This window comes from Bacillus massiliigorillae (assembly GCF_000380245.2).
GTDB lineage: Bacteria > Bacillota > Bacilli > Bacillales > DSM-1321 > Bacillus_AD > Bacillus_AD massiliigorillae.
Genome location: NZ_HG428749.1, coordinates 1 through 14711 on the forward strand (window position 1 = coordinate 1; position 14711 = coordinate 14711).

Here is a 14711-nt window from a genome sequence, read left to right on the forward strand (position 1 = left end):
TCGTTTAGTTTTCAAAGATCATTTTTCTAAAAACAGCTTTTCGATTATATCATCCAACCGTTTTTGTTGTCAATAACTTTTTTATTATTTCCCAACCGCTTCAACAGCGACTTGATTAATATAACATTTTGTTATTTAGCTGTCAACAACTTTTTCGAAGTGTTTTTTTCGAAGTTGTTTCAGCGACGTTTATTAATATACCAAGGGAATAATAAATTGTCAACGATTTTTCTGTAAAAAAGTTTTTTAGTTTATCTATGTTTATAATCAGTAATCCAAACTAGCTCTCCCTTTCCAAACAAAAAGTACTCGAACACCTTAATACCGCTTTGTTCTCACGTATTTCATACATGCTTCTGAACTAGCTATTTTCGAAAATAATGTAAACAATATTTTATATCTCTCTTCCATTGCGCGCTTTACAATCGGCTCAATACGCTCATCTTTAAAATCATATAGTAGCTCGTCCATTTCTCTCTTTAGTAAATATTCAATTTCTTTTTGTTCACGATCCGAAACTAAAATTCCTAACATTCTTTCACCTCTATCACCACATCTCTATTTATTCTTAACAATTACTTGCCATTCTATGTAGCGCATTTGTCATATCTTACTCGTCCAAGCATAGGATTTTTATATAAGGGTTTGATGAGGTGATAATGATGAATTTTTTTATGGTATTACAAGCTAAAAAAATTAAACAATATCTATTTGTAATCACTTTAGCTTTTTTTACAGCTTGGTTTTTATACATACAGTACGGTACAGACAACCCTGTTTTTTCAACAAAAAAAGGACCAAAAGCAGTCTATAGAGGAGAAAGCAATGTTGCTTTAACCTTTAATATTGGCTGGGGGGATGAGAAGGCTCCTATTATTTTAAAAGAACTAAAAAGACTTAAAATTAAAAACGCCACTTTTTTTCTCTCAGGTTCATGGGCTGAACGGCATCCTCACATCGTAGAAAACATTGTTCAAGAGGGCTATGAAATTGGTATGCTCGGCTATAATTATGTGGATTACTCCCAAATCGAAAGTAGTGAAATAACAAAAGATATTTTGAAAGGGCAAGAGGCATTCCGTAAATTAGGTATTAAAAATATACAATGCCTACGCGCTCCAACCGGTCATTTCGATAAACGACTACTTTCTATTAGTGAAAGATATGGTTATACCGTTGTCCATTGGAGCATAGACTCGAAAGACTGGACAAACCCAGGTATCACAAAAATCGTACAAAATATCGATCGCGTCGGAAAAGGGGATATACTCCTATTCCATGCTTCCGACTCAGCCAAACAAACAGCTTCAGCTCTTCCAACTGTCCTATCCACTATTCAAAATAAAAACTTAAAACTCATAACCGTTTCCGAAATGCTTTCCAACTCCTCCGTCAAAACAAAAGAAATTAAATAAACAAAAGAGACAGCTGATGAACCATCAACTGTCTCTTTTCACATTAAGCATTTTCTAATTTATTTTTAACTTTCGGTTGCTTTTGCAACTTCTTATTCTTTAATTCTTCGGCAGATTTGGCATTGATTTTATGTAAAATCAACACTTGATATGCATTACAAAGGAGTAATGGGATTAACATAAAATATAGCCATGCTTCATCATTCACTCGTAAAACCGGAATCCATTCAATAACCGTTACCACCGTCATGAAAAACAAGGTTGGAACTAAGGCTTGTTTATTTGTAGCCTTTACCTTCATAAATGCGACCATTAATCCAACTAAAACAAGAATTCCCGCTACTAAAAGATACGAAAATACACTCTCATTTTTACCAAAAGTAATGAAACGGAAGTACACTAAATCAAACAAAACAAATAAGATCAAGACAATTTGAACTGGATTCCATAAACTACGGAAAAATCCTAAACCAAATCGATGTAATGTTAAATAAGCAAAGAACCCCATCTGACTAATAACACTAAAAATTAACCCTACACCAATTAACCAGAAGAAAGTCATTATAATCTCACCGTAAGCCATGGAACTAAACAGTGGCTTGAAGCTATCCCATCTTGCTGCGAATCCCACAACTCCCCCTGATAGCCCTCCTAATAGCAAAGTAGAAAAAAACAAACGCACTACATGACGACTATTCACTTTTCGTTCCCCCATCATTTCGTTCTTTTCCATAATTGTATCAATCTGCCAATTAAAATGCTACCAAATGCCACGCATTATTTTTTATCATGAAACAGATATTATCAGTAGAAAGAGTTTGGAAAGGAGCCTAGATCATGAAGTACCGATTAGCTTTTCTAACCTTACTAATGTTCTACGTATTAGTAGGCTGCGCACAAAAAGAAGCCAGTACAGAAAAAACCAATTATGAAGAAACGAAAAAAATGGTTGTAGATATATTAAAAACGGATGAGGGTAAAAAAGCCATTCAAGAAATAATGACGGATGACAAAACGAAACAAAATCTCGTTATGGACCAAGCAACTGTCACTCAAGCAATCGAGAAAAACCTCACATCTGATAAGGCTAAAAAATTCTGGGAAAAAGCTTTCAAAGATCCTAAATTCGCCGCTGCTTACGCAAAAAGTCTTGAAGAAGAACATAAAAAACTTTTAAAAGACTTAATGAAAGATCCTGATTATGTAAGCAAAGTTATGGAGATATGGCAAGATCCTGAGATGCAAAAAGAACTAACAAAGATACTGAAGAGTAAAAAAGTAACAGAGGAATTCAAGAAATCCATTATCGAAACTGTTGATAGCCCTCTTGTTAAGGCAAAACTTCAAGATATTCTTTTGAAAGCAGCTGAAGAACTTCCAGCTGAAACGGAAAAGAAAAAAGGAGGTTCAAGCCAAACTGACACCAGCAGTAGTGGTGGTGGATCTGGAAACGAGCAAGGTGGCGGTGGTGGTGGTTAATAAACAATTTTTACTTCACCGTTCAAACGAACAAACAGCCCTTACTTAAAAGGGCTGTTTATCGTTTATTTATTCTGCAGCTGCAATTACTTTTTTCGCAATATCATTAAAAATTTGTCCTGTTGGATGATCTGCTTCATAAATAGAAGGAGCAAACTCCTCTTCATTCCAGTCCGGTTGTCTTAATGGTAATTGGCCAAGTAATTCTGTTTTCAATTCTTCAGCTAGCTTTTGGCCGCCACCTTGTCCGAAGATGTATTCTCTTTCTTTCGTTAGCTTACTTTCAAAATAAGACATGTTTTCGATTACACCGATAATTTCATGTTCTGTATTTAAAGCCATAACACCCGCTCTAGCTGCAACAAATGCCGCTGTTGGATGCGGTGTAGTTACGATTATTTCTTTACTTGAAGGTAGCATTTGATGTAAGTCTAATGCCACATCACCTGTTCCTGGAGGAAGATCTAGTAATAGGTAATCTAAATCGCCCCACTCTACTTCTTTAAAAAAGCTATTAAGCATCTTACCAAGCATTGGTCCTCTCCAAATGATTGGCGCATTATCTTCTACAAAGAAGCCCATTGAAATGACTTTCACGCCAAATCGTTCAACAGGAATAATTCTTTCACCACGTACAACAGGTCGTTGTGTGATACCCATCATATCCGGAACGCTGAATCCATAAATATCAGCATCAATTAAGCCTACTTTTTTTCCTAAACGAGCTAATGAAGTAGCTAGGTTCACTGAGACTGTTGATTTACCAACGCCACCTTTACCACTCGCAATAGCGATAAACTTTGTTTTACAATTTGGCGATAATAAACCTAAACCATCTTCTTGCTCACCTACACGGTGCTTCGCAATTTCTTCATCAGATAGTTGTCCGAAACGAATCCCTACAGATTCAACTCCTGATTTTTTTAATGTATCTACAACTTTCATTTGTAATTGTAATTGCTCGGGTGTACCTGTTTTAGCAATAAGAATTTTTACACTTACATGGTTTTTTTCAGGCTTTATTTTAATTTCTGTAATACCATTTGTTTCTTTTAAAGCTTTATGTAGAAAAGGGTCTTTCAGATCCCCTAATAGTTCTACTACTTGTTGTTCTGTCGCCATAATTGCACCCCTCTTATAGATTAATTACTCATAATTCAGTATATCATAACTGCAAACGATACCTCTCATTATGAGTTTTTATTGTGATTTTATACACAAAAAAGAAAAGCGCAAGCGCCCGTTCTGTGACGTATAGATTGGAGCACCTCGACTGAGATAAAGGAAACACGAAGAGGCGGTAGCCTTTTTCGTGTTGACTTATCGTAGGAAGATGGGCGAAATCTATACGTCGCTGGGCACTGAAGCCAGACACCGTTGGTAAGACGAGCTGTTCTTAAAAACCTGCTTTTGGCTTTCAAAACTGATTGACTTATTTCCGAGCATAGCAGGTGTAAGGTTGGACAGAGAAAAACTGGCACCGATCTTTTTTATGCTTACTCAGCGTAAAATACTCCCAATCAAAAAAACCCTTCTAAAAAAGGGTTTTTTCACTCTATAATTTACTCCCCATCCTCATCATCTTTCATAGTTCCTTCCGTAAAATATCGCATAATTCCTTTATATATAGATGCTGATACCTTATTTTGATACGAAGACTTTGTTAATTGCGCTCTTTCATTAGCATTAGAAAGGAATCCTACTTCTACAAGTGCACCTGGTTTCTTCGCATACTTCATTACATATACATGATCAATGGACTTTGCTTCACGCGTTGTATTATTTAAATTATGAGTAAGCTCATATTGAATAAATTTCGCTACTTCCTTATTCTCCTTATATCTCATTGTATAAAACGTCTGCGCACCACTATATTTCGAAGAAGGAAAGGCATTTAAATGAATACTTAAATATAAGTCAGCTTGAGAATCATTAATAATTTCTACTCGTTTCTTTAAATCTTCTCGTTTGCGCGCACGATAGCCTGCGATATCTCCCGCTAAGTCTTTATCTTTCTCACGTGTCATAATCACGAGAGCTCCTTGTTCCTGTAAATAATCCCGAACCATCTTCGTGATCGATAATGCAATATCCTTCTCTAGAATACCCTCCGCTGAAGCACCTCCATCTGGCCCCCCATGACCAGCATCAAGAACAATAACCTTACCTGATAACGGAAGATTCCATGAACTCCATGAATACTCTTCAACAAATTGAAACGTTGCTATGAGAAATAGCGCTACAATTCCGATAGCAACGGCAGTGTATCTCAACCTACTCCACACGAAAACATCGCCTCCCGCTCGTCCTACATATACCATATGGGACGAGCAAAGGATTTAGAACTTCCATTTAATGAAGGCGAAGTTTATATCGCTTAGAACCCTTTGCAAATCCATCATGCCACCAGTTATCAACATATTGTTCACATTGATAATAAAGGGATTCATTATACATATCAAAATCACTAATTTTCCCCCAGTATAAAATAAAATTAAATAACGTATCGATTAAATGCTTCTCCTCATGAAAGCATCTAGCTTTAATATTATCCACAGACTCTCCATAGAAACTAAATTTACTAAAGTTTGCCCCAAGTAAATAAGCCTCAATAGCCACATCATAGCAGCCTTCCTCTAGCACTTGAGAGAAAGTAATACCTAAAGACCGTTGAGTAGATAAAAACGTGTTAAAGCGCTCTTTCAAAAGCTTAGGGGTTAAATCCTTTAACACCTTTCTTTCATAGCGTAACTGTTTATCCCTTCTCTTCTCTTTAAATGACAAAATGACATTATCCACATATTCCACCTCAAACTATACAAAAGGAAAAATCCTTTAATAATTATTAGTAATTAAGCAACAACACTCGTACATCGTTGTCACTTTCTTACCTATAGCTTTTGATATAGAGTCCTCAGTGATTCTTCCTATTTCTGTGTACAATGCAAGAGAAAAGCACGTATAAAAAGTTATCAACATGTGGATATCTTACAATACTATTTTTCATTTAGAAGTTATCCACAATTAAGAATTAATAATAAAAAAGGGACGCATCATTTCATAATCTTCATGTTCTAACATATGACAATGCCATACATACAAACCTGTATAAGGTCCAAATTTTTTAATGACTCGTGTCACCTCATTTGGATTTGCTCTAACTGTATCCTTCCACCCTCGTTCCTGTGGTTCAGGAGGTATAGCAGGCCCTGTATAACGAATGACTTTTTTCTTTTTAAATACATCCACATCAAATGGTCTGCGATCTATAATTTGAAAATCATTCAAATGAATATGCATAGGATGAGTGTCACCCGTTAGATTAATGAAATACCAGAGTTCAACTGTTCCTACTTGCATTATTTCCGATATTGGCTCATCCCACTTTTTATCATCCTGTATCATCAATTCGCGACCATATCGATCTCTTTTACTATCTAAAGTTAAATAACGTTTTTGCTGCACCATATTTTCAGGAAGTTGTGGTAATGTACCAATATAAGCTGGAATAACACTTGTATCAATACTGGAAAGTGAAAGCGATACTCTAAATTCCATCACTTCACCAACTGCCTCACGATTAGGTTTATCCCCACTTGGAAAGGGAGCAGGCGCATCATTTATCATCTTTATTTTTTTCCCATTCATATTAGTAAAATCAATAATCACATCTACTCTTTCAGCCGGAGCGATCATAATTTCGGTTACACCAATTGGATGTTCCATGAATCCACCTTCAGTACCAATCTGATAAAAAAGCTGTTCTGAATCTAATTGAATCCGATAAAAGCGTGAGTTAGCTGCATTCAAGATCCGAAATCGATATTTACGAGGTTCTACATCTAAATAAGGCCATACTTTCCCATTTACCAAGTTCGTCTCTCCAAAAAATTCAGCAACAATAGATACATCCAACCCTTCTATTGGTTGATCTGGTTGACTAGGATAGTAAAGTGAGCCATTCTCTCGAAATGATTTATCCTGTATAATAAGTGGTATTTCAAATCGACCTGAGGGTAAATTTAAAGAACGCTCATGTGAACTCCTAATGATATATACTCCTGCTAAACCCGCATACACATTTAGTCGTGTAATCCCTAAAGCGTGATCATGATACCAAAGCATACACGCTCTCATATCATTATCATATCGGTATATTTTCTTTATAAAATATGGACCCACTTCTTTAAATCCATTCGTAAACCACGCTTCTGGATACCCATCACTTTCTGCTTCGACACTTGCCCCATGCACATGAACAACCGTTCGAACATCCGGTACATCATGATGTGCCCCATGCACTGTATGGTCAATTGGAAGTAAATGCATGGTAGGCAAACTATTTTGCCATTTGATAAATACTTTCTCTCCTGCCTCTACTTCAATCGTTGGACCAGGATAACTATTTTCATATCCCCAAACAGTTGTTTCAGGCATTTCGCTATGTAACTTTTGCTTAAATTCCGTCATATTCACTTCGTAGTATGTATTTCCAGCATCTTTTTGAACAGGTTTAAGAATAGTAGGTATCGGAAGTGCATCTACAAATTTAGATAAGACTTTCTTTCTCAACATTTCTTTATAATCTCTAGCTCTGCAAATCTCTCCATACTGACATTCCATACTAAAACAATCTGGATTCGAACAATGTCTAAAGAAATACAAATGCTTATGATATAAATTCATAGTCGTTACCCCCATACCGAAGTTGTGTTATTACTTATGCAGCAAACCTCTGTATTAACACAACTAGTTTATATCCTTATGTTATGAAAGCCTTTGTCCAACGAGTTCATATAATGTTTTTAAGAAAATAAAGGAGATAGATTCACATGTAAAAAATTCTTCAAATTTTAGATAGCAAACAAGGGGATAAAGTAGATGATGTTTTTATCTTTATGAATACAGGCGGAAGAAGCGGAATTAGAAATGGTTATATTGTAAATAATAGCTTTTAAAAAAGATTTAATACTGATTTATTCAATCAAACATATAAATATATTGTTACCTATAAAGACTATTACAAGTTGGATGTAATCAGTCATACTGTTAATAAAAAAAGACCCTCGAACCAATCTGTTCGAGAGTCTTTGAAACGATAATATAAAGATTAACGTTTTGAGAACTGAGGAGCACGACGAGCACCTTTAAGACCGTATTTCTTACGTTCTTTCATACGTGCATCACGAGTTAATAATCCTGCAGATTTAAGTGCTGGACGGAATGCTGGATCAGCTTGAAGTAACGCACGAGCGATACCGTGACGTACTGCACCAGCTTGACCAGTGAATCCACCACCAGATACGTTAACAAGTACATCATAGCTTCCAGTAGTTTCTGTAGCTTCTAATGGTTGTTTAACAACTAAAATAAGTGTTTCAAATGGGAAATATTCGTTGATTTCACGGTCGTTAAGAATGATACGACCTGTACCTGGTACTAAACGTACACGAGCTACAGAGCTTTTACGACGACCTGTGCCATAATATTGAACCTGTGCCAAAGTAGTAACCTCCTTAGTTAATTAAAAATTATCCGCGTAATTCATATGCTTCTGGTTTTTGAGCTTGTTGCTTGTGCTCAGGACCAGCATACACATGTAATTTTTTAAACATTTGACGTCCAAGAGAGTTCTTTGGAAGCATGCCTTTGATAGCAAGTTCTAACATTCTCTCTGGGTAGTTAGTTCTCATTTCTAGAGCTGTTCTTTCTTTTAATCCACCTGGGTGCATAGTGTGGCGACGGTAGATTTTATCTGTTAACTTTTTACCTGTTAACTCGATTTTTTCCGCATTGATGATGATTACATGATCACCAGTATCAACGTGCGGAGTAAATGTTGGTTTATTTTTACCGCGTAAAATAGCAGCTACTTCGCTTGCAAGACGACCAAGAGTTTGGCCTTCAGCGTCAATAACGTACCACTTACGATCGATTTCATTTGCTTTTGCCATGAATGTCGTACGCATCAATTTTACCTCCTAGTAATTTGAAAAATTAATTTATTTATTTACAATCACGAAAAACTCTTCCGGGGCTCATCGTGGGATTAAATAAAATACATACCATATTATATTATCTGCTGGGTGCATCATTGTCAAGCGATTGTTATTTCAATTTATACTCCCTAATTTATTCACTCAGGTTTTTGTCCGTCATAATAGACTTCCCATAAGTACAAACCTTGCGCTGGAGCCGTTTTCCCTGCCGCAGCACGATCACGACTATCAATGATGTTTTTTAATTCTGCTGGTTGTCGTTTACCAATACCTACGTCAATAAATGTACCCGTTAAGATACGTACCATATTGTAAAGAAAACCACTACCTTCATAAATGAAAGTAAGTTCATCACCTTCTAGCATGCATTCAATACGATAAATCGTTCGAACTTTATCTTTCACATCTGTTCGAACTGCACTAAAGCTCGTAAAGTCATGAGTCCCTACTACATAAGGAATAGCTTCCTTGATTTTGTCCACATTAATGGGATATGGATAATGATACGTATAGTTTCGCTTCAATGGATTTCTGATTTTTCCTAAGTCCATAACGTAACGATATTGCTTACCTTTCGCACCAAATCTTGCATGAAAAGAATCAGTAACATATTCCGCTGATAGCACAGCTATGTCATCTGGAAGCATAGCATTCATTGCCTTAATCCAATTTGCAGGTGGAATCTGTAAATTCGTATCAAAGTGAATAACTTGTCCATATGCATGAACACCTGCATCTGTTCTACCTGAAGCGACAACCTTCACATCTCGTTTATGCATAACAGCAAGTACTTTTTCAAGCTCACTTTGCACGGTACGTTTATCCACTTGTACTTGGTAACCAGAAAATAATGAGCCATCGTACGAAATAATACATTTTACTCGTTGCATATGTGTAAACTCCTACGCTCTAAAATAATACAAAACAGCTGTTAATAAAGCCAGTGAAATTAGTAGCATTGTATCCGAAAATCCCCAGATTAAACTTCGATACTTTGTACGGCCTTCTCCACCACGATAACCTCTAGCTTCCATAGCTGTCGCTAGTTCTTCAGCTCGTTTAAACGAACTAACGAATAAAGGCACTAGTAAAGGAACAATTGCCGAAATTCGTTCTTTAATCGGCCCTGAAGAGAAGTCGACTCCTCTTGCTGCTTGGGCTTTCATTATTTTGCCCGTTTCTTGCATTAAAGTCGGAATAAAACGTAATGAAATTGACATCATTAATGCCAATTCATGAACAGGTAATTTCACCTTTTTAAAAGGTCCTAATAACTGCTCAAGTCCGTCTGTTAAGGAAATTGGTGTTGTAGATAGAGTTAATAATGTAGTTATAAGAATTAAGTACGTAAAACGAAGTGATATGAAAATCCCTTGTCGTACGCCGCCTTCATAAATTTTCAGCCAACCCCATTCTACCAAGATATCTCCTTCTTTTGTAAAGAAAATATGCAAGAGGAACGTAAAAACAATGATGATTAGAATGGGTTTCAATCCATTAAACAGAAAGCGAATTGGGATTTTTGACATTATAATTAAAGCTAGTGTATATGCTCCAAGAATACTGTATGTTATGGTATTATTCGCTAAAAAGACAATACAAACAAAAAAGAACACGAGCATTAGTTTTGAACGAGGGTCCATTCGATGAAGAACAGAATTGGATGGGACATATCGTCCAATAATCATACTATCCATCATAGAGTTGCCCCCCTTTTCATCACATTCACAATTCCTTCAACTAAAGAATCGATTGATAAACATGGTTGATCAAAACGGAATCCAGCCTCTTTCTGCAACATCAATTGAAAGCGAACTGTCTCTGGCACATCTAACCCAAGTTCCATCAACTGCTCAGGTTGAGAAAATATATCTAATGGTGTCCCTTTCTTATGCACAGTTCCTTTATGCATAATAACAATTTCATCCGCATAATGCGCTGCATCTTCCATACTGTGCGTAACCAATATCGTGGTTAACCCTTTTTCTTTATGAAGGTTTGCAAATAAGTCCATAATCTCTTTGCGCCCACGAGGATCTAATCCAGCTGTAGGTTCATCTAATACAATTACTTCAGGCTCCATAGCTAAGACACCAGCAATTGCTACACGGCGCATTTGACCACCTGATAAATCAAAAGGTGATTTTTGCATAACCTCTTCTGATAGTCCCACCAGCTTAATCGCTTCATTAGCTAATTGCTTCGCCTTTTCTTCTGGTACACCAAAATTCATCGGTCCAAAGCATATATCTTTCTCTACCGTTTCTTCAAATAACTGATGCTCTGGAAATTGAAATACAATACCTACTTTTTTTCGGACAGATTTTAAGTCTTTGTCTTTTTTACCAGCGACAATAACTTTTTCACCAACCTGGATTTCACCTTTTGTTGGTCGAATTAACCCATTCAAATGTTGTAGTAGAGTAGATTTTCCAGAACCCGTATGCCCAATAATAGCTAGATAACTTCCTGATGGAATATCTATATTTATGTCATGTATAGCCAATCTCTCAAATGGCGTATCTACTTGATAGCGGTATTCTACATCTCTGAGTTCAATTCGCATAGTTCTTTCACCAACTGTTCATAAGATAAATACCTATCAGAAATAGGCACTTTAAAATCATCAAGTGCTTTTGAAAGCTTAATAGAGAAAGGAATGTCTAGTCCAATATCCGTAAGCTCTTGATCCATGCGGAATATTTCCGTAGGCGTCCCTTCACGATAAACCTGTCCCCCATTCATGACAATAATGCGATCGGCTTTCGCAGCCTCTTCCAAGTCATGAGTAATCGAAACAACTGTTAACGTACGATCTTCTTTCAATACACGAACCGTTTCCAATACTTCTTCTCTACCACGTGGATCTAACATGGAAGTAGCTTCATCAAGAATGATGATACTCGGTTGTAACGCTAACACCGATGCAATAGCTACCCGTTGTTTTTGTCCACCAGAAAGATGGTGCGGCTCTTGATCAAGAAATGCGTCCATTTTGACGCTTTCTAAAGCCCACTTCACTCGTTCTACCATAACTTCTCTTGGTATCCCGTTATTTTCTAAACCAAAAGCCACATCATCTTGGACTGTAGAACCTACAAATTGGTTGTCTGGATTTTGAAAAACCATCCCAATTTCTCTTCGTACATCCCAAACCGTTTCTTCTGATAAGATTTGATCTTTCACGACAATCTGACCTGATGTAGGAAACTGAAGTCCGTTCAATAACTTTGCTAATGTAGATTTCCCTGAACCATTGTGTCCAACAATAGCAAGCCATTCTCCCTCTTTAACCGAAAGAGTAACATCATTTAGCGCGCGTTGTTCACCGCCGTCATATGTAAATGAGACATTTTCAACCCTTACTAATTCTTTACTCATCCTTATCCTCCTAACCTCAGCTTATCTAATCTCTGCTAAGCTCATCTATCTATGTACTTTATTACGTACTTCCTATACTCCAAACTAAGCCTAACTATATAAAAGTTTATAACGCTTTTCATAAAGCGTCTACTACCACATTCGCATAATTCATTATATCCCAAAGAATTCTTGCTCATATAAGGCTATTCATATTTATAAAAATTTTCAACCTATTAAAAAACGCTGCATCCCTCCTAAAGGAAACAGATTGCTTCCTTAGTCGAATAGCAGCGAATACTCAATTCTTCATATAAACTCCATAACCCGGAGTCAGGAGGGATGCGAGAGCTAGACGAGAAGCATATAAAAATATGCAGCCATCGTAACGCTCCAATTGCGTATTTCAAGGCCATATTAAACATATGGCAAAAAGACTAAGAACTAGTCAGTTCTTAGCCCTTTTCATTGGAAAAAATATTATACTAACTCGATAACTACTACTGGTGCTCCGTCTCCACGACGAGGACCCATTTTCATGATACGAGTGTATCCGCCTTGGCGCTCTTCATAACGAGGTGCGATATCGCTGAATAGTTTTTGAAGTGCACTTTGACCTGATTCTTCGTTAGCTACTTCATTACGGATGAATGCTGCAGCTTGACGACGAGCGTGTAAATCTCCACGCTTACCAAGAGTAATCATTTTTTCAACAACAGAACGTAACTCTTTAGCTTTTGCTTCAGTAGTTTCGATGCGTTCGAAAACGATTAGGTCAGTTGCTAAATCACGAAGTAATGCTTTACGTTGAGAACTTGTGCGTCCTAACTTTCTGTAACCCATTTAGAGATTCCCTCCTTTGTTGATATTATTATCTATTTTGCCAGTTCATATCGAATCTAGTCACGAAATCGTAACTAGTAATCAGTCGTCTTTTCTAAGACCTAAACCTAGCTCATCTAGTTTCGCTTTCACTTCTTCAAGTGATTTACGTCCTAGATTACGTACTTTCATCATATCTTCTTCTGTTTTATGAGCTAGCTCTTGAACAGTGTTGATTCCAGCACGCTTCAAACAGTTGTAAGAACGAACAGAAAGGTCTAATTCTTCGATCGTCATCTCAAGAACTTTTTCTTTTTGATCTTCTTCTTTTTCAACCATAATTTCAGCATTTTGTGCTTCATCAGTTAGACCAACGAAGATATTTAAGTGCTCTGTTAAAATCTTTGATCCGAGTGCGATTGCTTCTTTTGGACCAGTGCTTCCATCAGTCCAAACGTCAAGCGTTAGCTTATCATAGTTTGTCATTTGCCCTACACGTGTGTTTTCTACTTGGTAGGCAACACGTGCAACTGGAGTGTAAATAGAGTCGATTGGAATCACACCGATTGGTTGATCGTCTCTTTTATTCTGATCAGCTGGAGTATAACCACGTCCACGACGTGCCATTAAACGCATACGCAAGTGACCGCCTTTGCCAACAGTCGCAATGTGTAAATCTGGATTTAAGATTTCTACATCACTATCATGCGTAATATCAGCTGCAGTAATAACTCCTTCACTCTGAACATCAATTTCAAGTGTCTTCTCTTCATCAGAGTAGATTTTAAGCGCTAATTTTTTAACGTTAAGAATAATAGAAGTTACATCCTCTACTACACCTTCAATTGTTGAGAACTCATGCATTACTCCATCTATTTGAATAGATGTGACAGCAGCACCTGGAAGTGAAGATAAAAGGATACGACGTAAGGAATTACCTAAAGTTGTACCATATCCACGTTCAAGTGGCTCGACGACGAATTTTCCGTACTTGGCGTCATCGCTGATTTGAACCGTTTCGATTTTTGGTTTTTCTATTTCAATCATTAATAAACCCTCCTTCAAAACGTCAAAACCTCGGCTAGTAATTAGTTAATATGACCTAACCGAAATTCCCCATGTAATTGTTCCCGACTATGCGTAACAACTAAATTAATCCATCTGTAATATTACAATGATTGTATCATATCCCATTATAGTCAAAGATACAAATTCTATACAGAAAAATTAAACACGGCGACGTTTTGGTGGACGGCATCCGTTATGTGGAACTGGAGTTACGTCTTTAATAGCTGTAACTTCAAGACCAGCTGATTGAAGTGCACGGATTGCAGCTTCACGACCTGAACCAGGTCCTTTAACTGTAACTTCAAGAGTTTTTAAACCATGTTCCATACCAGCTTTTGCTGCAGTTTCAGCTGCCATTTGAGCTGCGAATGGAGTAGATTTACGTGATCCTCTGAAGCCTAGTGCACCAGCACTTGACCAAGAAAGAGCGTTTCCGTGTGTATCAGTGATAGTAACGATTGTGTTGTTGAAAGTTGAACGGATATGTGCAATACCAGCTTCAATATTCTTTTTCACACGACGTTTACGAGTGTTTGTCTTACGTGCCATGAATAAGTCCCTCCTTTAC

17 protein-coding genes are annotated in these 14711 nt (G+C 37.0%); 2 read left to right on the forward strand and 15 right to left on the reverse strand.

Features of this window, described 5'->3' with window-relative positions:
- Positions 1-318: 318 nt before the first annotated feature.
- The gene (locus TX86_RS24850; RefSeq protein ID WP_042353127.1) at positions 319-534 is read right to left on the reverse strand and encodes a hypothetical protein; all 216 of its coding nucleotides are present in this window, start codon (positions 532-534) and stop codon (positions 319-321) included.
- A 128-nt stretch (positions 535-662) separates the two neighbouring features.
- Between TX86_RS24850 and TX86_RS24855 the strand changes: the two genes are divergently transcribed.
- Entirely contained in the window at positions 663-1415 is a 753-nt protein-coding gene (locus TX86_RS24855; protein ID WP_042353128.1) for a polysaccharide deacetylase family protein, read from the forward strand.
- A gap of 43 nt (positions 1416-1458) precedes the next feature.
- On the opposite strand, the gene TX86_RS24860 is transcribed toward TX86_RS24855, so the two are convergent.
- Complete coding sequence (locus tag TX86_RS24860) at positions 1459-2115, reverse strand: KinB-signaling pathway activation protein (protein ID WP_042353129.1); 657 nt, start codon at positions 2113-2115, stop codon at positions 1459-1461.
- 137 nt (positions 2116-2252) lie between these two features.
- Here TX86_RS24860 and gerD point away from each other — a divergent pair, with 137 nt between their 5' ends.
- Positions 2253-2894, forward strand: a complete 642-nt coding sequence (gene gerD / locus TX86_RS24865; RefSeq protein WP_042353131.1) for a spore germination lipoprotein GerD — start codon at positions 2253-2255, stop codon at positions 2892-2894.
- Positions 2895-2963: 69 nt separating this feature from the next.
- On the opposite strand, the gene salA is transcribed toward gerD, so the two are convergent.
- The 13 genes from salA to rpsK all read right to left on the reverse strand — a co-directional run bounded on the left by salA (position 2964) and on the right by rpsK (position 14692).
- Positions 2964-4016, reverse strand: a complete 1053-nt coding sequence (gene salA, locus TX86_RS24870) for an iron-sulfur carrier protein/transcriptional regulator SalA (RefSeq protein ID WP_042353133.1) — start codon at positions 4014-4016, stop codon at positions 2964-2966.
- Between the two features lie 440 nt (positions 4017-4456).
- Positions 4457-5179, reverse strand: a complete 723-nt coding sequence (gene cwlD / locus TX86_RS24875) for an N-acetylmuramoyl-L-alanine amidase CwlD (RefSeq protein WP_230203720.1) — start codon at positions 5177-5179, stop codon at positions 4457-4459.
- Positions 5180-5246: 67 nt separating this feature from the next.
- A complete protein-coding gene (locus TX86_RS24880) occupies positions 5247-5693 on the reverse strand; it encodes a DUF2521 family protein (RefSeq protein WP_042353135.1) in 447 nt (148 codons plus the stop codon).
- Positions 5694-5918: 225 nt separating this feature from the next.
- Entirely contained in the window at positions 5919-7469 is a 1551-nt protein-coding gene (locus TX86_RS24885; RefSeq protein ID WP_042353229.1) for a multicopper oxidase family protein, read from the reverse strand.
- A gap of 535 nt (positions 7470-8004) precedes the next feature.
- Positions 8005-8397 (reverse strand): 30S ribosomal protein S9, encoded by a 393-nt coding sequence (gene rpsI, locus TX86_RS24890; RefSeq protein WP_042353136.1) that lies wholly within the window; start codon positions 8395-8397, stop codon positions 8005-8007.
- Between the two features lie 28 nt (positions 8398-8425).
- Positions 8426-8863: a 50S ribosomal protein L13 gene (rplM, locus tag TX86_RS24895; protein WP_042353138.1), complete on the reverse strand. Its 438-nt coding sequence runs from the start codon at positions 8861-8863 to the stop codon at positions 8426-8428.
- A 167-nt stretch (positions 8864-9030) separates the two neighbouring features.
- Positions 9031-9783, reverse strand: coding sequence for a tRNA pseudouridine(38-40) synthase TruA (gene truA / locus TX86_RS24900; RefSeq protein ID WP_042353139.1), 753 nt, complete (start codon positions 9781-9783; stop codon positions 9031-9033).
- Between the two features lie 12 nt (positions 9784-9795).
- Entirely contained in the window at positions 9796-10593 is a 798-nt protein-coding gene (locus TX86_RS24905) for an energy-coupling factor transporter transmembrane component T family protein (protein WP_042353141.1), read from the reverse strand.
- The gene (locus tag TX86_RS24910) at positions 10590-11459 is read right to left on the reverse strand and encodes an energy-coupling factor ABC transporter ATP-binding protein (protein WP_042353142.1); all 870 of its coding nucleotides are present in this window, start codon (positions 11457-11459) and stop codon (positions 10590-10592) included. The genes TX86_RS24905 and TX86_RS24910 overlap by 4 nt, the downstream gene beginning before the upstream one ends.
- Complete coding sequence (locus tag TX86_RS24915) at positions 11435-12274, reverse strand: energy-coupling factor ABC transporter ATP-binding protein (protein WP_042353145.1); 840 nt, start codon at positions 12272-12274, stop codon at positions 11435-11437. The genes TX86_RS24910 and TX86_RS24915 overlap by 25 nt, the downstream gene beginning before the upstream one ends.
- Before the next feature lie 459 nt (positions 12275-12733).
- Positions 12734-13096 (reverse strand): 50S ribosomal protein L17, encoded by a 363-nt coding sequence (gene rplQ, locus TX86_RS24920; protein WP_042353146.1) that lies wholly within the window; start codon positions 13094-13096, stop codon positions 12734-12736.
- A gap of 81 nt (positions 13097-13177) precedes the next feature.
- Positions 13178-14122, reverse strand: a complete 945-nt coding sequence (locus tag TX86_RS24925; protein WP_042353147.1) for a DNA-directed RNA polymerase subunit alpha — start codon at positions 14120-14122, stop codon at positions 13178-13180.
- Between the two features lie 180 nt (positions 14123-14302).
- The gene (gene rpsK, locus TX86_RS24930) at positions 14303-14692 is read right to left on the reverse strand and encodes a 30S ribosomal protein S11 (RefSeq protein ID WP_042353148.1); all 390 of its coding nucleotides are present in this window, start codon (positions 14690-14692) and stop codon (positions 14303-14305) included.
- Positions 14693-14711 lie beyond the last annotated feature (19 nt).